13 protein-coding genes are annotated in these 22,462 nt (G+C 55.6%); 5 read left to right on the forward strand and 8 right to left on the reverse strand.

Annotated features, from left to right (window positions below):
- Positions 1 to 14: 14 nt before the first annotated feature.
- Positions 15 to 1,859: an arylsulfatase gene (locus RB_RS18585; RefSeq protein WP_164922203.1), complete on the reverse strand. Its 1,845-nt coding sequence runs from the start codon at positions 1,857 to 1,859 to the stop codon at positions 15 to 17.
- A 329-nt stretch (positions 1,860 to 2,188) separates the two neighbouring features.
- Here RB_RS18585 and RB_RS18590 point away from each other — a divergent pair, with 329 nt between their 5' ends.
- Together RB_RS18590 and RB_RS18595 are read left to right on the forward strand one after the other, a co-directional pair.
- Positions 2,189 to 3,091 carry a sugar phosphate nucleotidyltransferase gene (locus RB_RS18590; RefSeq protein WP_193427743.1) on the forward strand — a complete coding sequence of 301 codons (903 nt, stop codon included), beginning with the start codon at positions 2,189 to 2,191 and terminating at the stop codon, positions 3,089 to 3,091.
- Complete coding sequence (locus RB_RS18595) at positions 3,091 to 6,459, forward strand: UTP--glucose-1-phosphate uridylyltransferase (protein ID WP_011122141.1); 3,369 nt, start codon at positions 3,091 to 3,093, stop codon at positions 6,457 to 6,459. Before RB_RS18590 ends, RB_RS18595 begins: the two co-directional genes overlap by 1 nt.
- A gap of 43 nt (positions 6,460 to 6,502) precedes the next feature.
- Here the strand turns inward: RB_RS18595 and RB_RS18600 are convergent, their stop codons facing one another.
- The 4 genes from RB_RS18600 to dnaK form a co-directional block, all read right to left on the reverse strand.
- Complete coding sequence (locus RB_RS18600) at positions 6,503 to 7,408, reverse strand: hypothetical protein (protein ID WP_164922204.1); 906 nt, start codon at positions 7,406 to 7,408, stop codon at positions 6,503 to 6,505.
- Positions 7,409 to 7,412: 4 nt separating this feature from the next.
- Positions 7,413 to 7,964 carry a YceI family protein gene (locus tag RB_RS18605; RefSeq protein ID WP_011122143.1) on the reverse strand — a complete coding sequence of 184 codons (552 nt, stop codon included), beginning with the start codon at positions 7,962 to 7,964 and terminating at the stop codon, positions 7,413 to 7,415.
- A gap of 168 nt (positions 7,965 to 8,132) precedes the next feature.
- The gene (clpB, locus tag RB_RS18615) at positions 8,133 to 10,778 is read right to left on the reverse strand and encodes an ATP-dependent chaperone ClpB (RefSeq protein WP_164922205.1); all 2,646 of its coding nucleotides are present in this window, start codon (positions 10,776 to 10,778) and stop codon (positions 8,133 to 8,135) included.
- Between the two features lie 224 nt (positions 10,779 to 11,002).
- A complete protein-coding gene (gene dnaK / locus RB_RS18620; RefSeq protein WP_007326035.1) occupies positions 11,003 to 12,940 on the reverse strand; it encodes a molecular chaperone DnaK in 1,938 nt (645 codons plus the stop codon).
- A gap of 339 nt (positions 12,941 to 13,279) precedes the next feature.
- Here dnaK and pheA point away from each other — a divergent pair, with 339 nt between their 5' ends.
- Positions 13,280 to 14,371 carry a prephenate dehydratase gene (pheA, locus tag RB_RS18625; RefSeq protein WP_011122147.1) on the forward strand — a complete coding sequence of 364 codons (1,092 nt, stop codon included), beginning with the start codon at positions 13,280 to 13,282 and terminating at the stop codon, positions 14,369 to 14,371.
- A gap of 237 nt (positions 14,372 to 14,608) precedes the next feature.
- On the opposite strand, the gene RB_RS18630 is transcribed toward pheA, so the two are convergent.
- From RB_RS18630 to RB_RS18640, 3 genes are all read right to left on the reverse strand, one after another.
- Complete coding sequence (locus tag RB_RS18630; protein WP_007338403.1) at positions 14,609 to 15,643, reverse strand: AAA family ATPase; 1,035 nt, start codon at positions 15,641 to 15,643, stop codon at positions 14,609 to 14,611.
- A gap of 4 nt (positions 15,644 to 15,647) precedes the next feature.
- Positions 15,648 to 18,257: a DNA gyrase subunit B gene (locus tag RB_RS18635; RefSeq protein ID WP_037247075.1), complete on the reverse strand. Its 2,610-nt coding sequence runs from the start codon at positions 18,255 to 18,257 to the stop codon at positions 15,648 to 15,650.
- A gap of 198 nt (positions 18,258 to 18,455) precedes the next feature.
- Positions 18,456 to 20,051 (reverse strand): outer membrane protein assembly factor BamB family protein, encoded by a 1,596-nt coding sequence (locus RB_RS18640; RefSeq protein WP_231845777.1) that lies wholly within the window; start codon positions 20,049 to 20,051, stop codon positions 18,456 to 18,458.
- A 257-nt stretch (positions 20,052 to 20,308) separates the two neighbouring features.
- Between RB_RS18640 and RB_RS18645 the strand changes: the two genes are divergently transcribed.
- Positions 20,309 to 20,881, forward strand: coding sequence for a DJ-1/PfpI family protein (locus tag RB_RS18645; RefSeq protein ID WP_007328160.1), 573 nt, complete (start codon positions 20,309 to 20,311; stop codon positions 20,879 to 20,881).
- A complete protein-coding gene (locus tag RB_RS18650) occupies positions 20,881 to 22,455 on the forward strand; it encodes a hypothetical protein (RefSeq protein ID WP_011122152.1) in 1,575 nt (524 codons plus the stop codon). The genes RB_RS18645 and RB_RS18650 overlap by 1 nt, the downstream gene beginning before the upstream one ends.
- Positions 22,456 to 22,462: the final 7 nt, after the last annotated feature.

Consider the following 22,462-nt stretch of genomic DNA (forward strand, 5'->3'; position numbering starts at 1 on the left):
TCAGGTGGGGTCGCTCACTCGGCGGGAACGCGATGCAGCATCATCAGCCGAATCTCCACGCCTCGAGTCTCCCCATCCTCGCCCATGATTCTTGGGCAGGTCAATGAGAGGCGTCCTCTGCCTTTGGACAAATCGATTTTGCCGAGCGGCATTTTCTTCCAATCCTTCTCATCGCTTTCAGCTCTTTTCGAACGGTCCTTGTCCAAGTGAATTGGTCCGGAAGGATTGGATTCCGTCACGACGGAATCGGTTGCCGACTCTGTTTCACCCTGCTTCCATTCCAAATGCAACTGCGTTCCCACGGCCGACTCGGGGCAAGCATAAAAAACCTCCACATCAAAGCGGCCACCGGCCAGCACATCGACGTCCCAGGTCATAGCATCCTCGATTGAATGCCAATGGGTCATGTAACTGCTATTGGGAAACCGGTTGCTACGACGAATCTGACCGGTTGCCTGTGCGTCGCGAGCGGGAAGCTGAGTCCATGGATGATCGGGATGTCCTACCGGAAAGACCTGCTCTTCCGAATGGCTCCGGTCGCGAGGCTTGGTCTCCTTCACCCAATCCTCCAATGCTTTTTTCAGCCGAGCCGTTGCGACGGGCTGGTCCTCGGCAACCGACCCTGTCTCACCAGGATCAGCCACGATGTCAAACAAGTCGCCGTTCGCGTGATAGCGATAACGATTGGATCGGACGCTGAATTTTCCACTCCAAGCGGTGAAGATCAACCGCTCCGAGGGTTTGGATTTCGGCTCACGCAATCCATCGATCAACGAGATGCCATCCAGCGGCCCGGCGGTGGCCCCAACCTCAACGTCGCAAAGATCCGCCAAGGTCGGGAACAAATCGATCGCCCCCGCGATTCCGCCAACCGTTTGACCGGCAGGGATTTTGCTGGGGTAACGAATCAAACAAGGCGATCGCAAACCACCTTCGTGAACAGCGCCTTTGCGGCCTCTCAACCCACCGTTGAACCGAGATCCATTGGGACCGTTGTCACAAAAGAACACGACGATCGTATTTTCACTCAGCGAGAGACGCTCCAACGCATCGAGCAATTGTCCTACGTTGTCATCGATGTTTTCACAAAGAGCCAGCGCCGCTCGCGTGTGCTGAACGTCTTCTTTCTTTGCATTCTCCGGCCTCGGATCCGGCACAATCTCTTTGCCTTCAAAATTTTGCCAATCCTCGTCAGGAACCTGCATCGGCGAATGAGGTGTGTTGAGCGGCAAATAGATAAAGAAAGGATTTTCGCGATCTCGCTCCATGAAGTCGATCGCGTGCTGAGTCAGATCATCCACGATGAATCCGTCGCCCTTCACGATCTCGCCGTTGAGTTCCAGCATTGGTGAAAAGTAGTTGCCCCAGTGCCCGCTGCAGAAACCGTAGAACTCATCAAACCCACGGGCGTTGGGGTGATACGGAGCCTGCATGCCCGAGTGCCACTTTCCGAACGCCGCGGTCCGATAACCGGCCGCTTGAAAAGCGTCGCCAATGGTCCGCTCAGACAAGTCAAATCGCTCACCACCCGCTGAGGTGCTGAACACACCCGATCGTGTGTGATAACGACCGGTCAAAAATTCCGCACGAGTGGGCGAGCAAACCGCACACACGTAGAAGTTTTTGATTTGAACTCCATCGCGAGCCAGCGAATCGATGTGTGGCGTCTGCAGATTGGGATTGCCGTGCAGACTGAGATCTCCCCACCCCTGATCATCCGTCAAAACAACCAACACATTGGGCCGTGAACCGGAGGGACGTGAATCAGAGTCGGCTCGGCAAGATGTTCCGAAGCCAATCCAGGATGTCAAGAGACACGACCAAACCACAACGTCGCGAGAAACGGAGATAACGCGCACTACTGACCTTCTATTCCGGGGACCATCAACCACATCCCGCACCAACGGAAAAACCGACAAAGTCCTTCCAAGCGGAACGCCAACAGGATAGCTGACCGCATCCGCGGTGGGGGATTTCGCCCTCACGCTCTTCAATTGACGTGATCTGGTGGCGACCAATTACGCCTCGACTATTCTGTGGGTCGATGCAACGAAGGAACGGTCGTGAAATAGGTGTCAGGTACCTTTTTGCCGGAACGGCGCAAAGCCTGCTTCACGCAGAGGGTACCTGACACCTATTTCAGGCTCATTGCTAATCATTGCCTTTTTCTTATCTCAAAGATCGATCCATGCGAGTTCGAAAAGCGGTCATCACCGCCGCAGCCCCCAATCAAAACACCCTGCCGCTGCAACGCCTGGTCGACGGTTCGGGCGAGGAAAAAACAGCTCTGCAGTTGATCGTCGAAGAAACGCTCTCGGCGGGCGTGGAAGAGATCTGCGTCGTGATCCAGCCCGGCGATGAGGACAACTACCGCAAGGCGGCCGGTGGCTCGCTCGGCAACCTTCAATTCGTCCATCAAGAACGACCGCTCGGGTACGCCGACGCCATCCTGCAAGCGGAATCGTTTTGCGGGGACGATGCTTTCCTGCATCTTGTCGGCGATCACCTGTATCTGTCTGCCACGTCAAAAACATGCGCAGCACAACTGATCGAGATGGCTGAACAACATTCCTGTCCGGTCTCCGCGGTCCAGTCCACTCGAGAACACCGCTTGCCATACTTTGGCATTGTCGCCGGAGCCAGCGTGCCTCGATTCGATGGATTGTATGACGTGCGAACCGTTGTCGAAAAACCAACGCCCACACTCGCAGAACAATCTTTGATCACGCCAGGTCTGCGGAGCGGCTACTACCTTGGCTACTTTGGCATGCATGTCCTGACTCCCGCGGTCATGGAATGCCTGCACGAAGTCGTCGCCGATCAAAGCATGGAACGCCCCTCGCTGTCCGATGCGATGGCAAAACTTCCTCACCGAGGCAAATACCTTGCCTATCAGCTCCTGGGACGTCGTTACAACATCGGCGAACAGTACGGCGTTCTGATCGCACAATTGGCCATCGGATTGTCCGGGCGCGATCGAGATTTGTTGTTGACCGAACTGGTCGAACTTCTTGCCACGCGAACGGAAAATCCAGTCACGGCAACCATTGATCCACCATCGGAATCGTCCTCATTGGAAGGATCCAACTGATGCCGGAACTTCGCTCCATGAACTCATTGATCGAAACGATCACCACCGACCAAGCGAACTTGCGTGATCGCTCGCTCGAATCGTTGCTGGAAGATGTCACGCTATCCGAGTTGCTCGATCATGTCGCCGAACTGGATCGCTTTCGGCGTCAAGAAGACAACTTGTATCAACGTGTGCGTGCGTTGTTTTTCTTATCGGCCATCTATCGGTATCACCTTCCGCCACGCTTGGATCAATCCAGTTCCGGCAGCATCCCCTTTGAAGGTTACGAACATCTACTCGGACGCCGCTTTCAAGAAGCGATCGATGAATTTCTGGAAGTCCAGTCGACCGATGGCGCCAGCGATTCATTGTCCAGCGCTTTGGCATCGGCGTACCACGAATTAGGTTTCCAAACGCTGGCCGATCAAGTTCGCCACAGCGTCCGCACTGTCCGCGGAAACCAATGGATGTTCCGCCTGGGCCACGTCGCCGAACATCCACTTCGCATCCGCAAAGAGTTATTGCCAAACAAAAACGCCCCGAATCTTTCGCCGGTTTTGAAAGAAACCACCGCCGTGCGAATGGACGTTTCGCACTCGGCATGGAGTGACATCTTCTTTTTGGGAATGGACTATCCCGAAGGTGCTCGCGTCATCAACGTCTCGGTCGACCTCGGCGTTCGCGGTCGGGACGACCAGGTTCGACCACCGATCGAAACCTACCTACGAGTGATCGACAAACCGGTGTTTCGTTTGGTCAGCGTCGACCTCAACGCCAGCGTTGAAGTGACCACCATCGCCGAAATGTTTGACTTTGCGAGGGACTACCTTGGATTGCTAAAAGCCGCTGTGATTGCTGCCGGTGTCGTCCCACCAGGGCTGGAAGGTTGCGGCTCTGACATGGCATCCCTGCTGGAACGAGTTGTCGGTCGCGGCAAAGGATTGGAGTTGGTCTCCAAAATCAACGACATCCCCAAAGGTTCTCGCCTGGCCGTTTCAACCAACTTGCTCGGTTCGCTCATCAGCAACTTGATGCGAGCAACCGGACAGATCCAGTCGCTTCAGGGCGAGCTGACCGAACCCGACCGGCGTTTGATTGCGGCACGTGCAATCTTGGGCGAATGGATCGGCGGCAGCGGAGGCGGATGGCAAGATTCGGGTGGTGTATGGCCCGGCATCAAACTCATCTGCGGGCAAACCGCAGGCGACGAAGATCCCGAATTCGGAATCAGTCGCGGACGATTGATGCCTGACCATGAAGTCCTCGGCGAAAAACGCGTCAGCGCGGAAGCTCGACAAAAGCTGCAAGATTCGTTGGTCGTCGTTCACGGTGGCATGGCACAAAACGTTGGTCCCATCTTGGAGATGGTCACCGAACACTATCTCGTTCGTGGACGTGATCAATGGATTGGCCGTCAAGAAGCCATGCGGATCTACGACGAAGTGGTTGACGCACTGCAACAAGGCGACATCCGCCGCCTCGGATCGTTGACCACCGAGAACTTCGAAGGCCCGCTACAAACGATCATTCCGTGGGCAACCAACCGGTTCACCGATGTGATGATCCAGCGTTGTCGCGAGCAGTACGGAGATCAGTTCTGGGGATTCTGGATGTTGGGCGGCATGTCCGGCGGCGGCATGGGATTTATCTTTGATCCGACCATCAAACAAGCCGCACAAGATTGGCTCAGCGAAGAAATGGTGACGGTCAAACGCCAACTGGAGACAGCGTTGCCATTCGCCATGGATCCGGTTGTTTACGACTTCCGAATCAATGACCATGGAACTTTTGCGGAATTGATTCCGGCCCAGTCCGCTGTGCTGCCACAGAAGTATTACGCGTTGATGATGCCCAAATGGCTTCGCAAACCCTTGCGAGATTTATCGCCTCAAACCCGCGAAGAATTGGCGGGCATCTCACGGCGTTGCAGCGACCCAAATGATCACGATGCGAACGCTGCATTACTACTTCGAAGCGTTTTGCCGTCGGACGACAAAACCGCCAGCTCGCAGAACGATGAAGCGCAAACGAGCGACGACTCGCTTGCGGCGATCTTAAAACGAAGCGGCTTTGATCGATCTCAGCACGAGCAGATCCGAGCCGACATGCGAGCCGGCAAATTTGGCTTGGCTGCCAACCGACTTTCCCGCGACCTCAAAATCACCGACGTCTCCCAAGAACATGTCACGGATACTCGCGACGGCCTAGATGACCGCTTAGCCGACATTGGCTCCGAGGCCATCGCCAATGGAGAGATCGGGGTCATCACGTTGGCCGCGGGCGTTGGCAGTCGCTGGACGCAGGGTGCCGGTGTTTGCAAAGCCCTCCATCCGTTCCACCGTTTTGCGGGAAAGCATCGCAGCTTCCTCGAAATTCACTTGGCGAAGAACCGTGCCACGACCGCTCAACACGGCGGTACGATCCCCCACGTCATCACGACCAGTTGGATGACCGACGAAGCCATCCGGACCGTTTTGGACCGCACTCGCAACTATGGTCACGATGGTCCGGTGCATGTCTCCAGTGGGCGCAGCGTCGGATTGCGGATGGTTCCTATGGTTCGAGACCTGCACTTCCTGTGGGAAGAAACCGCTCAACAGGTACTGGATCAACAACAACAAAAGATGCGTGAAAGCGCCCGATCCGCGATTGCGAACTGGGCGCAGCAAACCGGTGAAGGTTCCGACTACACCGACAACGTCGCGGCACAGTGCGTGCATCCAGTCGGGCACTGGTACGAAGTCCCCAACCTTTTCCGCAATGGTGTGCTCTCGCAGATGCTGCGTGATCAACCATCCCTTCGCTACCTGATGTTGCACAACATTGACACACTGGGTGCCAACGTGGACCCGGCACTGTTCGGCTTGCACATCGAATCAGGAGCCACGCTCAGCTACGAAGTCATTCCACGCCGCCTGGAAGATCGCGGCGGAGGGCTCGCTCTGGTTGCCGGTCGCCCGAGACTGGTCGAAGGACTCGCGATGCCTGATGAACGAATCGAGTTTGGGCTGAAGTACTACAACTCAATGACGACTTGGATCGACATCGACGCGCTGCTGGACTCATTTGGGTTGAACCGAGAGTCATTGAACGACGCCTCGGCAGTTGACGCGGCAGTCCGTCAAATGGCCGCACGCTTGCCAACCTACATCACCCTCAAAGAGGTTAAGAAACGCTGGGGTCACGCTCAAGAAGACGTGTTCCCGGTCGCCCAATTTGAAAAATTGTGGGGTGACATGACAACGCTCTCGGACATTGACAGCCGGTTCATCGTGACCCCCATGCGTCGCGGCCAACAACTCAAAGAACCCAGCCAGCTTGATGGCTGGAACCGAGACGGAGGCTCCGCCTACGTCGACGACCTCTGCAAGTGGAACGAGTCCTGAGTCCCTGTGCCCCTGTGCCCCTGTGCCCCTTTCCACTCCCAAATCACCATTCCTCGGTTGGTTCACCAAACAGTGAATCACCGAGCAAGAACCATCCGGTGACGGCGAGTAAAAGGACCGCGACAACGACCGCCGTGGATACTCGGACCATCGTCGATCTTTCCCGAAGCCACGCGTCGGGAATCGAGATACAAGTTGGCATCAGCAGGATCAATCCGTACAACCAAGTCGGATGATCTTCATAGGTATAGAACCGCCCCGTCGCGGTGGTGCTCGCCGCCAACAACAGCACTGCGGGAAACAACTTGCCTATCGTCGACTCGGGCATCAGCACTGCGGCAGTCGCGAAAACGAATGTCGAAACCAGTCCGCTCACCATCCATTCCGCCAGACCACCGTAAGCACTGGCCGCTAACAAAGTGGGAGCGACCAAACCGGCCAATCCAACCCAAAGAATCCACGGTGATGCACCGTGACGACGCATCCGGTCCAGAGACCAAACGTTGATCAGCGATGCTGCCGCCACGGATGCCATCCAAGGCCGATGAAGCGGCAACATATCGGTCCATCCATCACCGGTTGGCATGGTCCACATCGCAGTCGCGACGGAGCCCAGACCGGCAATCAACCACCAGAGTCCAAAGCTCGTTCGCGGGCTTGTCGCTTGCAATGAATCCGCTTCGCATGGACACGCAGCCAGCAACAGCGACGCGATCCCGATAGGGACCAATACAATTTGCCAAGCCTCCAAAGCGGACCAATCCAAGTCCTGTCTCGCGTACATGCAGGCACTGACCGCAACACACCAACCAATCACGGCTAGCACTGCTGGCAGCGGTCGCGACCAAGCGTTCGATTCGGAACGCTGAATCGCCCACGCACCAACGACAAACGCCAGCGACAAGATCGCTGGCGTTATCACGCACCAAAGTAGGATTTGAGTTTCCACGGTCTTATCGTTTAAAAACGAGCAACGCGCGGATGGCAACATCGTCGTTGATCTTGCCTTTTCCGTAGGTCATGCCCCACTTGGTTCGATCAATATCGAAATTCGCGGCTAAGACAAGCATGTCTTCGGCCAGCTTTGGCATCGACGGGATCGTGACTTCGACCGTTTTGCCGAGCATGGTTAGCTTCCCGACAATGTTGACTTTATCTTGCGAAGCATCGTGTTCAATCTTGGTCGATTCGAACGTGATCTTTGGGTGTTTGCGAACATCGAAGAAGTCGGGATTCTTCAAGTGATTGGTCAGCTTGTCGTCATCTGACCAAAGACTGGTTGCGTCAATTTCAATCTTCAGTGATCCCTTGCTGGGATCTTCCAAATTCAAAGTCGCCTCGGCGGTGAATTTCTTGAAACCACCATCGTGCTTGCCATCGGGTTTTGCCCCGATGAAAGAGATCTTTGATTGTTCCGAATCAAAGGTTGGCTTTTCCTCGGCTGAAGCGACCACGGAAGAAACACAAACCAACGTCAACATCAAGGCAACACGTTGCATCATCATGTACGAAACCTTCGAAAGATGGGGGACAGAGCATTCTCACAAGAACGAGTCTCAACCGACAATGTCCGAACCTAGCCAGCATCCGCCGAAAAATGGCGAATGCTTCGGCCGGAATTGCAGTTGGCACTCATGCTCGCAATTGTCGCATGCGGTTCAGCGACAAACAACTCACCCAGAGAACACGAATTGATCGCCATCGTGGTCGATCTTGATCGTGGTGCCTTCGGCATAGCTGTTCTTCAAAATCGCTGAAGCAAGCGGATTCTGCACCTCGCGTTGGATCACACGCTTCAGAGGCCTTGCCCCATACGCTGGGTCATACCCCACTTCCGCAATTTGATCGATCGCAGCGTCTGTGATTTCGAATGACAAGCCATTGGCTGCCAAACGCGAACGCAGCTCTTCGAGTTGCAATTGAACAATCCTGCGAATCTGAGTTTGCTGCAGCGGGTGAAAGATCACTGTGTCATCGATCCGGTTGAGAAACTCTGGCAAGAACCTTGCCTTCAAAGCATCTTCCACCGCCTGACGCATTTCATCTTCACCACCGCCTTCCTCCGTCACTCGCTGAATCACCTGGCTACCAACATTGCTGGTCATCACAACCACGGTATTGGTGAAGTTCACCGTTCGGCCTTGCCCGTCGGTCAATCGCCCATCATCGAGCACTTGCAATAGAACGTTGAACACATCCGGATGCGCCTTCTCCATCTCATCGAGCAGAATCACCGCGTAAGGTCTCCGGCGAACGGCCTCGGTTAGCTTGCCGCCCTCTTCGTAGCCAACGTAGCCGGGAGGCGCACCAATCAGTCGCGACACGCTGTGGCGTTCCATGAACTCACTCATGTCGATACGAACCATCGCGGATTCATCATCAAACATGACTTCCGCCAATGCTTTGCAAAGTTCCGTCTTTCCGACACCGGTGGGTCCTAGGAACAGGAACGAACCGATCGGACGATTGGGATCTTGCAACCCACTGCGACTGCGACGAACCGCGTCCGAAACTGCGGTGACCGCTTCATCCTGTCCAACAACCCGTTGATGCAATCTCTCTTCCATCACCAACAACTTGGCTCGTTCGGTTTCCATCATTCGAGTGACTGGAACACCGGTCCAAGTGCTGACGACCTCTGCAATTTCTTCTTCGGTAACTTCCTTGCGAAGCAGGCGACGTTTTTCATCTCCCGGTTCTTCCTTGGTTTGATCCGCTGAATCGTCATGTTTTTCAGCTTCATCAATCCGGGCCTGCAACTCACGAAGCCGCGATTGCACCTGCAGCATCTCGCTATACGCATCCTCAGGACTCTCGCCTCGAAGCTGCTTCTCCTTCGCATCCGCATCTAGCTGAGCAAAACGATGCTGAAGCTGATCAACTTCTTGTCGAACGGACTGGACGTCGTCCAAACCCATTTTTTCGGTTTCCCATTGTTCCTTCAAACTGGCCAACTCTGCTTTGGCAGATTCCATTTCTTCTTCCACCTCGACGCGTTTATCGACGGCAGAAGCTTCTTGTTCGTCCACCAGTTGACGGTGAACCAATTCCAATTGCCGAAGACGACGTTGCAAACGATCAATCGGTTCAGGCACACTTTCTTTTTCCATCGCCAAACGACTGGCGGCTTCGTCGATCAAGTCGATCGCTTTGTCCGGCAGGAATCGATCCGCAATGTAACGATCCGATAGATTGGCGGCGGCAACCAAAGCACTATCTGTGATACGGACACCATGGTGCGATTCGTAACGAGGTTTCAGCCCTCGCAGAATCGCGACGGTGTCTTCCACGTTTGGTTCACCCACGAAAACCGGTTGGAACCGACGCTCGAGCGCCGCATCCTTTTCGATGTGCTGACGATACTCATCCAACGTCGTCGCACCGATGCAGCGGAGCGCACCACGGGCCAGTTCAGGCTTGAGCAAGTTCGCTGCGTCGGCCGAACCCTCCGCGTTGCCAGCACCAACGACCAAGTGCAACTCATCGATAAATAGAATCACTTTGCCATCGGAGTCTTTGACTTCGCGAAGCACCGACTTCAAACGCTCTTCGAAATCACCGCGGAACTTAGCTCCCGCGACGAGTGCTCCCATGTCGAGCGAGACGACCTTCTTGCCTTTGAGGCTTTGAGGAACATCACCTTCGAAGATACGAAGTGCCAATCCCTCCGCGATTGCTGTTTTACCGACACCAGGCTGTCCGATCAGAACAGGATTATTCTTTGTCCGACGCGAGAGAACCTGAATCACACGACGGATCTCATTGTCACGTCCGATGACAGGATCGAGCTTGCCGCTTTGAGCCAACTGGGTCAGGTCAATGCCAAACTTCTCGAGAGCTTGATAAGTCGATTCTGCATTGGGGTCGGTCACGCGAGCCGATCCGCGAATTTGGCTCATTGCCGTGAGCAGATCGTTGTCCGACACACCCAGCAAAGACAACAGATTTTTGGCTTTGTTGTCGGTGCGAGCCAAACCAACGAGCAGATGCTCGGTGCTGACGTACTCGTCCTTCAACGACTCCGCCGAGGTCGCCGACGCTTCCAGAGCCGCCTGCAATTTCGCGGATACTCGGGCCTGACCCATGCCCGATGCATGGGGCAGCTTTTCCAGTTCGCTCGTCAGCAACGACTTCAGCTTCGGAACATCCACGTTGATCTTTTCGAGCAACGGCGTCGTGATGCCATCTCGCTGGTTGACCGCCGCCGAAAGAACATGCAGCGGATCGATCTCGGCGTTGCCGGCCGAAGTGGCCTGAGCTTGCGCTTCTGCGACCACGTTTTGAGCTTGTGTTGTGAGTTTGTCGATTCGAAAGGCCATCAGAATCTCCAGGCAGAGAAGTGGGTGGGATAAGGAGGTGGGACGCGGAATCAATCTGGAGGATCAGCAATACAATTCCCGCGCCGAACGGCATTGCAGAGACAAAATGAATGGGCATAAAAAAAGCGAGCGCCCGCTCGACTGCGATGCAGCCGAGCGAGACTCGCCGTTATCAAAAACGTGCAAGCCGAAAGGATTCAACCATCCGACTCACATCGGTTGGGTCACTCTTTGACTTCGAACTCCGCGTCGATCGCGTCGTCGTCGTCTCCACCGCCCGCGGTTGCACCAGCGGCACCCGCCGCATCGGCACCGGCTTCGCCTGCCGCATCGGTCTTCTCGTACAAAACCTTGCTGAACGCCTGCGAGGCGGCTTCCAATTCGTCCGACGCGGCTTTGATCTCAGCCAAGTCATCGCCTTCAGCGGCTTTCTTGACCTTTTCAATCGCAGCGTTCATCGGAGCCTTGTCGTCATCGGACAACTTGTCGTCGTTCTCGCCCATCAACTTTTCAAGTTGGTAAACCTGTTGGTTGACCTTGTTGCGAGCCTCGACCAATTCAAATTGTCGCTTGTCTTCTTCCGCGTTGGCTTCCGCGTCCTTCTGCATTTGCTCGATATCACTATCGGAAAGCGCGCCGCTGTCTTTGATCTCGACGTTGGCTTCTTTCCCGGTTTTCAGTTCCTTCGCCGAGACACTCAGGATGCCGTTTTGGTCGATGTCAAACTTGACCTCGATTTGAGGCACACCACGTGGTGCGGCGGGGATGTCTTCCAGGTTGAATTCGGCGAGCAATCGGTTCGCGTTGGCCATCTTGCGTTCCCCTTGGAACACTCGAACGGTCACAGCGGTTTGGTTGTCCGCGGCGGTGCTGAAGACATTCTTCTTCTCGGCCGGAATCGTCGTGTTGCGTTCGACCAGTGCGGTCATCACGCCACCTTCGGTTTCAATCCCGAGCGTCAATGGAGTCACGTCGAGCAGCAACACGTCGTTGCGGTCACCGGCCAAGACACTGCCTTGAATCGCGGCACCAACTGCAACCACTTCGTCAGGGTTCACACCTTGGTGAGGGTCTTTGCCGAAGATGCTTTTGACAACTTCGCGTACCTTTGGCACCCGTGTGCTACCACCGACCAAGACGACTTCGTCGATGTCTTTGGGATCCATGCCAGCATCTTTCAACGCTTGCAGAACTGGCCCACGGCAACGCTCCACCAACGCATCGATCAATTCTTCGAACTTTGATCGAGTGATCTTCATCGTCAGGTGCTTCGGTCCCGAAGCATCCATCGTGATAAAGGGCAAGTTGATGTCGGTTTCTGGCAAAGTACTGAGTTCTTTCTTTGCCTTCTCGCAAGCTTCTTGCAAACGTTGCAACGCCATCGCGTCGTTGCGCAGATCGATGCCGTTATCCTTTTGGAATTCGCTGGCAACGTAGTTGATCAACGCTTCATCGAAGTCATCGCCACCGAGGTGAGTGTCACCCGAGGTGCTAACAACTTGGAACACGCGGCTTTCCTGTTCTTCATCGCCGCTGTCAGCGACTTCCAGAACCGAGACGTCAAACGTACCACCACCCAAGTCGAAGACGATGATGCTCTCGTCCTTCTTCTTATCCAACCCGTAAGCCAGTGCGGCGGCGGTTGGTTCGTTGATGATCCGAGCAACTTCCAATCCGGCGATCTGGCCTGCGTCTTTGGTTGCTTGTCGCTGTGCGTCATTGAAGTAAGCAGGAACGGTGATGACCGCTTTGTTGACTTTATGCCCCAAGTACGACTCAGCCGACTCCTTCAACTTGCGAAGAACCTTGGCGGAGATTTCTTGTGGCGTGTACTCGCTGTCGCCAACCTGAATCTTGACGTAATCGCCAGGTCCACCGGTGATGCCATAGGGCACCATTTTCTCTTCCGATTGAACTTCGTTGTGACGACGTCCCATGAAACGCTTTGCCGAGTAAACGGTACGCTTCGGGTTGGTGACGGCTTGACGTCGAGCGGGTTCGCCGACGATGGTTTCTTGCTTGTCAGTGAAAGCGACCACGCTGGGAGTCAGCCGGTTGCCTTCAGGGTTTGGGATAACTTTGGGCTCGCTACCTTCCATGATCGCGACCACGCTGTTGGTGGTCCCGAGGTCGATACCGATGATTTTTTCGCCTTGTGCCATGATGCGTGAGCTCCTGTGTCCGAACTGGATGGTGGGTGTCAAATGATATGAATTTGGATTTCGCCGGGCCGACCGCGGCCCCTGAGCGGTCCATTTCGTCAGCCTTTTGGTTGGATCCACAGATATGGCAAGATCTGTGCCAGAGCCCCTCCCGCAGTGTGCTTGCCAAAAAGTCAACTCTCAAAAAACACGTGTTTCGCCGACCCAAAACACGACCACACGTTTCAAAAAAATCCGTCAAAACCGTTTTGGCAGGCCACTCAAAACTACTCTCTATGCCACAATGCTGCCTTGCCAAAACGGCAGTCATCTTTCGCTCACGCCCGAAAATTCACTCTCATGAGTTCAGTTGACCCACGCGATACGATCGCATCGATCGACACACAAATCCTCGATCTGCTGCGTGAACGCTGCCGAGCGATGACTGAAAACACGGCGTCAAATTCCAACCCGGATTGGGCCAGCACGCTGACATCGATTGACGCTGTTGTGGACCGGTTCAAACAATCGGGATCCGGAAACGATGGCACAAACAACGAAATGCCAGAGAGCGAGATCCAGCGGAACATACTGCAACACGTTGCGTCGGCTTGCTGGCGAGCCACTCGACCGGGAACTTACGCGTTCCTTGGCCCACCGGACAGTTACAGCCATTTGGCGGCACTGGCTTATTTCGGGGAAGCCGCCAACTTGCTTCCAGTGTCTTCGATCGGGGCTGTCTTTGACGCAGTTGGACGAAGTGATTGCGCCGGAGGAATTGTGCCGATCGAGAACAGCACCGATGGCCGTGTTGTCGATACCTTCGGCCGGCTATCCAAAGGCGAAGTATCAATCACCGGCGAAGTGCAGCTTGCAATCCATCACCAGCTGCTCGCGATGTGCGATCGCGACTCCATCACCGAAGTCCACAGTAAACCGCAAGCGATCTCCCAGTGCCGCGTTTGGCTCGCCAACCATTTGCCCAAAGCGAAACTGATCGAGTGCAGCTCGACAGCGGCCGCCGCGAAACTGGCCGCGACTCAAGCTGGCGTCGCTGCAATCGCCAGCGAAGCCGCCGGTCGCCGCCATGGACTTCGTGTCATTGGCGCCAACATCGAAGACAATCGCGACAACGTGACCCGATTCGCGGTGCTCGGCCACGAACAACCGGCACCCACAGGCCAGGACAAAACAACGCTGCTGTTTCAAGTCGCCCACCAACCCGGCGCGTTGGCCGATGTGATGGGCATCTTCAAACGACACGAATTGAACCTGACTTGGATTGAGTCGTTCCCTCAACCCGGCACCAAGAACGAGTACTTCTTCGTCGTTGAGTTCCCCGGGCATTGCCAAGACATCGCGATCGCGAAAGCAATCGAAGACCTCAAGACAGCGACCCACCACACCCATGTGCTAGGAAGCTATGGCCGCGCGGCACGAGCGGAGAGCTAGTGGCCAGAAAGCCAAGCAGGTCGGCAGGAATGATCGGGTAGAACCTCACCTAGGCGAGTCTCTCTGAGACTCGCAAATGACAGCGTCTCGGAGAGACGCCGCTACGTGATCAAGCCCAACGACTCCCGCTCACGTGCTTAGTAACCAGCCACGACTTATTTTCAGGGTAGTGACGAGGCCACGACAATCACCCGTCACTTTTTGCTGCGACAGACCACGAGGCGAACCGCCCCAACTCTAAAGAACGGATGCCGTGCCGGCACTCTGCTCGGCAACCAATCGCGAGATCAAATCCTCGACCGCGATGCCATCCGCTTCGGCAGAAAATGTTGGCACGATTCGGTGGCGAAGCACTGGCAACGCCAACGCCTGTGCGTCCTCGAGCGTCACGTGTGTGCGACCGTGCAATAACGCACGGGCCTTCGATGCCAACACCAATTGTTGACTCGCTCGCGGGCCGGGTCCCCACTGGATCCACTCTTTGACCCAATCCTTCGCATCGGGTTCGTTCGGCCGCGCGGAGCGCACGGCATCGATCACCCAATTCTTCACATGCTCGGGCAATGGGACTCGTCGCACCACAGACTGAAACTTGCAAATGTCTTCGCCGCTGACGACCGGCTGAACATCCGCCAAATCGCCGGACGTGGTTCGCTCAACGATCTCCGCTTCTTGATCACGTGACGGATATCCAACAACGACGTGGAACAAAAACCGATCGCGTTGAGCTTCGGGAAGCGGATAAGTTCCTTCTTGCTCGATCGGATTCTGGGTCGCAAGAACAAAGAAAGGTTCCTTCAGAGCGTAAGTCTTACCGCCCGCGGTGACCTCGTGCTCCTGCATCGCTTCCAACAATGCCGCCTGCGTCTTGGGTGGCGTTCGGTTGATCTCGTCGGCCAACAGCATTTGGGTGAAGACGGGTCCGGGACGAAACAACATCTCGCGACGCCCGGTTTCGTGATCTTCCTGGATGATGTCCGTTCCAGTGATGTCACCGGGCATCAGATCGGGCGTGAACTGAATACGACGAAAATCCAGGTTCATCGAACTGGCCAACGTCCGAACCATCAACGTTTTCGCCAGCCCGGGCACGCCTTCCAACAAGCAATGGCCGCGAGCCAAGATCGCGATCAGCAATTGCTCGATCACGTCGCTCTGCCCGACCACGATTCGGCCGACCTGTTCTTTGACCTGGGCAACGCTTTGGATCAACGCCTCCGCAGTTTCGATGTCCGAACCTTCGGTGTTGTCTCTGGGAGGCGGTGTGACCATCGTGCTAGACGTCCAGGTTTCGCACATCAAGTGCATGGGTTTCAATGAATTCGCGACGGGGTTCGACTTTGTCGCCCATCAACAAACGGAACATTTCGTCGGCCGCACCCGCGTCAGTCAGATTGACCTTCACCAGCGTCCGGTTGGCAGGATCGAGCGTTGTTTCGCGGAGCTCTTCCGCGTTCATTTCGCCCAGCCCTTTAAAGCGAGTCACTTGCAGACCTTTTTCACCGGCGGCTCGCACCTCCGGCAACAGCTCTCGCAAGTCTTCCAGCGGACGACGCATATCCTCGCCGCGAACCAATTCGAACCGGGCGGTGGTGGAACCGGTACGGTCGGCGGGAATCAAATCCTGCAATCCAAATCCTAGCGGCTCCAAATCTTTCAAGCCGCTGTTGATCGTCCGGACTTCGTGAAGCTCGGCCAAGTGCGCGACCACCTTCTCGGGTTCATCGCTTTTGACTTCCTCTTCACCTTCGACGTTCAGCTCTTCTTCGGCTTGATCGATGTCCAACGTCGCATCGTTTTCAGCAAGGAATGCCTCGACATCCGATTGCTTCATGAACCAATGCTCACCACCAAGGATCGTTAACAAGAACGGAGGCAGCTTGCCGGTAACCGGATCGAAGCGTTCGCTGTGCACTCGCAAGCTGACGCCACGGCGTTCCAAGGCAAGAATTGCATCTTCCATTGATGCCAGCGCGACGCAGAGTGCACGCATTGAATCACCTTCTGCGCTGCGTCCGTCTTCGGTCTCGAATCGTGTGTCATTCAAACCACGTTCAAGCAACTGGCCTTTCATCTCTTCTTCGGACTGAATGTAGTACCGGTTCTTACCCTGCGAGACCCGGAACAACGGCGGCTGAGCCACATAAACATGCCCGGCGGCAACCAGCTGATACATTTGCCGATAGAAGAAGCAAAGCAGCAACGTGCGAATGTGGCTGCCATCGACGTCGGCGTCAGTCATGATGATGACTTTGTTGTACCGACGGCGCGAAAGATCCTGATCAGCACCGATGCCGGTACCGATCGCTTGGATCATCGACTGAACTTCTTCGTTGGCCAGCACCTTGTCTTCGCGGCTTTTGTAAGCGTTGATGATCTTACCGCGAAGCGGCAGAATCGCTTGGTACTCACGCATCCGTCCGCCTTCGGCCGATCCACCGGCCGAATCACCTTCGACCAGGTAGACTTCGCACTCTTCCATGTTTTTTGAGATGCAATCGCGAAGCTTGCCGGGCAAACCACCGCCACCAAGGGCGTCTTTACGCTTACGCAGTTGGTCCTTGGCTTTGCGAGCCGCTTCGCGAGCTTCGGCGGCGAGCAAACCTTTGCGAACGATCGCTTTGGCCGTTCGAGGATTCTCTTCGAGGTACTTGTTCAACGCTTCACCAACACCACTGGTGATGATGCCGTCAACTTCGCCGTTACCAAGTTTGGTCTTCGTTTGACCTTCGAACTGCGGATGAGGAACCCGCACGCTGATCACCGCCGTCAAACCTTCGCGAAAATCGTCGCCGGTCGGCGTGGTGTTCTTAAACAGGCCTTCTTTCTTGCCGTAGTTATTCAGCGTCCGCGTCAACGCCGAACGGAAACCGGACACGTGCGTCCCGCCTTCGATCGTGTGAATGTTATTGACGTAAGACTGAACCGTTTCGGTGAACTCGGTGCTGTATTGCAGCGCCATGTCATACTCAACACCGTCCTTCTCACCGACGAACTGAATCACGTCGCCGTGCAGCACATCGCTGGCGCGGTTGAGGTGTTCCACGAACTCGACGATCCCACGGTCATATTGGTAGTCGCCTCCTTCGCCGTTTCGCTCGTCAAGGAACTTGATGCGAACACCACTGTTGAGGAACGCGAGTTCCTGAAGACGTTTTTGCAGCGTGTCAAAGTTGTATTTGGTGACACTGAAAATCTGACCATCGGCTTTGAACGTGGTCTTCGTGCCTGTCTTCTTTGTCGGCCGACCTTTTTGAATCGGACCAGTAGGAATGCCTCGTTCGTAGCCTTGAGTCCAAGTCGAACCATCGCGGCTGACTTCCACCTCGGCCCATTGGCTCAGGAAGTTCACAACCGTCACCCCGACTCCGTGCAAACCGCCCGAAGTCTGGTAGGCCCCTTTCTCAAACTTGCCGCCAAACTTCAGCACCGTCATCACGCCCTCAAGCGTGCTGACTTCGCGATCGAGTTCTTCTGACAATTGATCGTGACGGGTGACCGGAACTCCACGGCCATCATCCTCGACCGTGACACTGCCGTCGGTGTGAACGATCACGCTGACCGATTTCGCGAATCCAGCCATCGCTTCGTCGATCGAGTTGTCGACGACTTCGTAGACCAGGTGGTGCAGACCGCGAACGGTTGTGTCACCGATGTACATCCCGGGACGTTCGCGAACGTGCTCAAGGTCCGACAGGTGCAGCAAATCCTTGTCGGTGTACTCCGAATTTGCCGACGGCCCCGTCGAAACACGTTCCACGGGTCGTTGTGGACCAGCGTTCGCCTCGGCTGAATTTCCGTCGCCGGATGCCGCACCAGCGGGCACAGCGTTTGGATCCTCGGATGGGTTGTTCGAAGCAGGGTCAGTCGAGGAGGAATCGCTCATGAATGGGCGGCCCGTGGAGGCCGTCAAATGCGGGGTTTTTGACGCTGAAGGCGGACTCGCCCCCACGTCAAAAAAAAGCGTCAAATAGCAGGCAGCAGTCTACCAAAAAGAACGACTTTGCGCTAGATCACGTGCGTACCCTCTCCCGGAATCGTTTCCACTTCCGAGGAGAGCCCAGATGTCAGATTGCTGGAGGAATTAGAAGTCGCCGAACGGATCTTGCCCCCCCGCGGGAGCAAATGGATCGTCCATGGTGTCACCGAACGGATCTGCTCCTCCGCCACCACCAAATGGGTCGACGACCTTTGGCGTCGTCGATTCTGGTTCTTGCTTCTCCAGTTCCGTATCGGCTTCCTCTTCAGTTTCAACCGGCGCCGATGATTTGACCACCTTCGGAATCACTGAACCGGGACGACGCAAGCACTGCATGGTGCCTCGATTGTTGACCAAGTACAGACGGTCGGTGTAACGATTGACGACCAACGTCTCTGGTTTAATGCGAGGGAAACGGCCAAGCAACGAGCCATCTTCCATGGACATCACCAACAGCGATCCCGACATACTACGTGCGTAGATTTTGCCATCGATCGCACCGAGTAATTCCTGGACGCCGGGCACCGTTTGTGGCCATACCGAATAACCATCGCTGGCGGACACGCACATCAAATTGCCGTAGGTCGTTGGATAGAAAACCTTTTCATCGAAGAAGATCGGGCTTTTGTAGATCGGCTCGCCGGTCGGTCGACTCCACAACACCTCACCTTCTCGGGTGGCTTTGATTCCGTAGATTTGACCGGACTCCGAACCGAAGAAGAATCGTTCTCCGGGTGCCGCGGCGAGAGCACCGCTGACGATCCCGTCTGTGTTCAAACGAAACTGAACGTTGGGTTCGCCCTCCATTTCCATCACATACACAAACCCTTTGCTGGTTCCCCAAGCCACTTTGTTGGAGTCCGCAGCGTGCGTGGGCATCGCCAATGACGATCCAGCAACAATTTCCGCGAAAGGATCGATCGTTGGGTCCACCAATCCATAACCCGCGATTCGATCGCCAATCGATGGCACCAGTGCGAACCCGTTGCAATGCACGACGCCTCGCAGTGGCACGTACTCCAACGAGGTCACGCCAAACACCTGTCCGTTTTTGACGTCCAACTTGATCAGTTCACCACCGTTGACAACAGAAACGAACTCCTCGTCCACTCCCAAACCGCCGTAGCCACGCATATTGGACCCAACACGCTGCAACCAAATCAAATCACCTGACTCGGCGTCACGGCACTCGACGGTCCCATCGTCCGAAAGCGTGTAAAACCGAATCGTTGGAATCGTCCGATTCCTCAACTCAGCGTCGATGCCTCGACGTTTCATGCGGCGGATTTCGTTTTTCGCCAATCGCTCCGCTTCCTTCTGATCAATCGCACCTCGCCCGGACAAATCACTGTCGACTTGAAAACGCGCGTAGACAACGGCCTTCTCGTCGATCACCGGAGCCGGGTCTTCTCCCTCAGCAACGGGTTTGGATTCCGCAGGTTTTGGCTCACCCGACTTTTCCACGATTTCCACAAACACATGGCTTTGCGTTTGGTGGACGACCATCTTTTGTTCAACGATCGATTGACGCCCCGCAGGAACGCTCAAATTGCGTCGCCAAACTTCTTCCAATCCAAGCTGGCGAGTCTCGTTGGGGCCCAGCAACTCGTTATCTGCGAGTGCGGACGCGGACAAACCAATCGCGTGGGCGGCGACCAGCGTCAGTGAAAGGATGAGACGGGAATGAAAAGAGCGGTGCATTGCAGCGATACCAGAAAAGAACGGGAGCCATCCGGAAGACCGTTCAGCATAATCCACGACAGCCGCGGCGGCGAATTTCCCAATCTGAACGAAATTGGGTACACTCGCCTCGCAAAAAAAAGCCCGAAAGATCGATTCAATCGTCGTGATCGGCACCCGTTTTTCGCGTTCTTCTTTCAGGCCGCCAGTATCTGCCCCTCTCGCGGGCAGTTGCTGAACGCCGCTTTTCCATTCCCTCGTATCCGCTCCCAGGCAGAATGGCCAAAATTTTGATGCTCGTCGGCGACTTCGTCGAAGATTACGAAGCCATGGTTCCCTATCAGATGTTGCTGATGCTGGAACACGACGTGGCCACTGTCTGCCCCGGCAAATCCGCCGGAGACTCCGTGGCCACCGCGATCCATGACTTCGAAGGTCACCAAACCTACAGCGAAAAACCGGGGCACCGATTCGCTATCACGGCGGACTTCGATGGATTGCAACCTGAAACCTTCGACGCCTTGGTCATCCCGGGCGGCCGAGCTCCCGAGTACCTACGGCTCAACGAAAAGGTCCTCGACATCGTTCGCCATTTCGCGGATCAGAACAAACCGATCGCTGCGGTTTGTCACGGACCACAAGTATTGGCCGCCGCAGGTGTGCTCAAGAACCGTGAGTGCAGCTGCTATCCAGCCGTCGCCCCCGAAGTTCAGATCGGCGGCGGAACCTACATGACACCCGGCGAAGGCATGGACACCGCCCACGTCGATGGCAACCTGGTCACGGCACCAGCCTGGCCCGCTCACCCCGCTTGGATGCGTGAATTCTGCCGACTGCTTCCAACGGATTAATGAACGCTCCCGACTCCAATCGCGTCGACCCCGCCTCCGGTCTTTCACCGAATCATGCCGACGCGTTGCGTGCTCGGAAAGCGAAGCTGCATTCCGAATTGCTTCGCGTCCGTCGCGAAGCCCATGCGGCAAGACTCGAGGCCAACGCGGCCCGACTGGAAGCAACCGCATCGCAAATCGAAGCAGAGTTGGAATCAATCGAACTGGGGCAGCCCATTGATCTGCCGCGCGTAGCCGATCCTGCCCCGAGTGCATCGCAACAGCACCTGAACCCGTCGAACTTCCAACGCTCCGGTCGCTTCGCGTCATGGAACGAAGTTCGCGAAGCATTTGACTCGTTCACAAAGGTCACCACCCGGCACGATTCCGGTCACGGCGTATCGGTGCGAGCACCGAAGATGAGACGCCTCAGTGAAACTGCGTTGCCGGACCTCACTCCGACCTCGCCGACGGAACCAGTTGAACCCGAGGTCACTACCGCCCCGGAGATCACAGCCGCCCCGGACGAGGTCGACGAAACCACGACTTCGGATACCCCGATATCTGATCTCGAATCAAAAGACGATTCGCCATTTCCAACCGAAGACGAACCGTCCTTTGCCAGCGAACCGCTTCCCAGCGTTGTGGAAGATGACGAAGAAACTAACACCAATGGACGACGTGCCAAACCTGCCGCGTTGATCGTCAGCACGGTCGTGCATGTGGCTCTGCTTTTTATCCTCGCCGCTTTCACGCTCAGCAACGCTCGCCCAAAAGATCAAATGGCATTCTCCGCTTCCGCAAGCAGCGAAAGCGAAGAGACTGCGATGGAAACGTTTGCCATCGAAAGCAGCGAACCCATCACCGAACCAACTCAATCGCAAACAAACGAAACCCAATACGATGTCAGTGAGATTGGTGAGATGCCAATGGTGGACATCACCTCGACGGCCATGGATTCCGTTGCCGCGGCGGCTTCGAACCTGTCGTCACTTTCCAGCTCTTCGTCTGCCGCATCACAGGCGATGCAAAAGCTGAAGTCCGGCTCCAAATCACAAATGGAGTTCTGCGGCGTAGAAGGCGGTGGCAACCACTTTGTCTATCTCGTCGATAGCTCCGGCAGCATGGGCGATGCCTTCACATCCGCTCGATCGGCCCTGTTGCAATCAATTGACATGTTGACGGAGAAGCAGCGGTTTTACGTCGTTTTCTTTGATGCCGAATGCGACTACATGCAATTGTCGGGATCCTCCGAACCTGAATCACGCAGTGCCTATGCCACCGCGAACAACAAACAACAACTTCGCAATTGGGCCATGCGAGTTTCCATGGATCGCGGCAAAGCCCCCTACGAGCCGCTGCGTTTCGCCTTGGGACTCAAACCCGATGTGATCTTCTTGCTCAGTGATGGCGAGTTCCCCCAAGGCATCGAGGATTTGCTCTCCGAAGAAAACCGGTCGACCAATCTGTTCGGCGACTCGGATCCAATCAGCATCGTTCACACGATCAGCTATCACAGTCGTGAAGGCGAAAGCCGGATGCGTCGGATCGCGGAAAAGAACTTCGGTCAATACCGTCACGTCCCCAAACCCTGAGGCCGAC

Origin of the sequence: Rhodopirellula baltica SH 1, assembly GCF_000196115.1 — a bacterium.
Taxonomy (GTDB): domain Bacteria; phylum Planctomycetota; class Planctomycetia; order Pirellulales; family Pirellulaceae; genus Rhodopirellula; species Rhodopirellula baltica.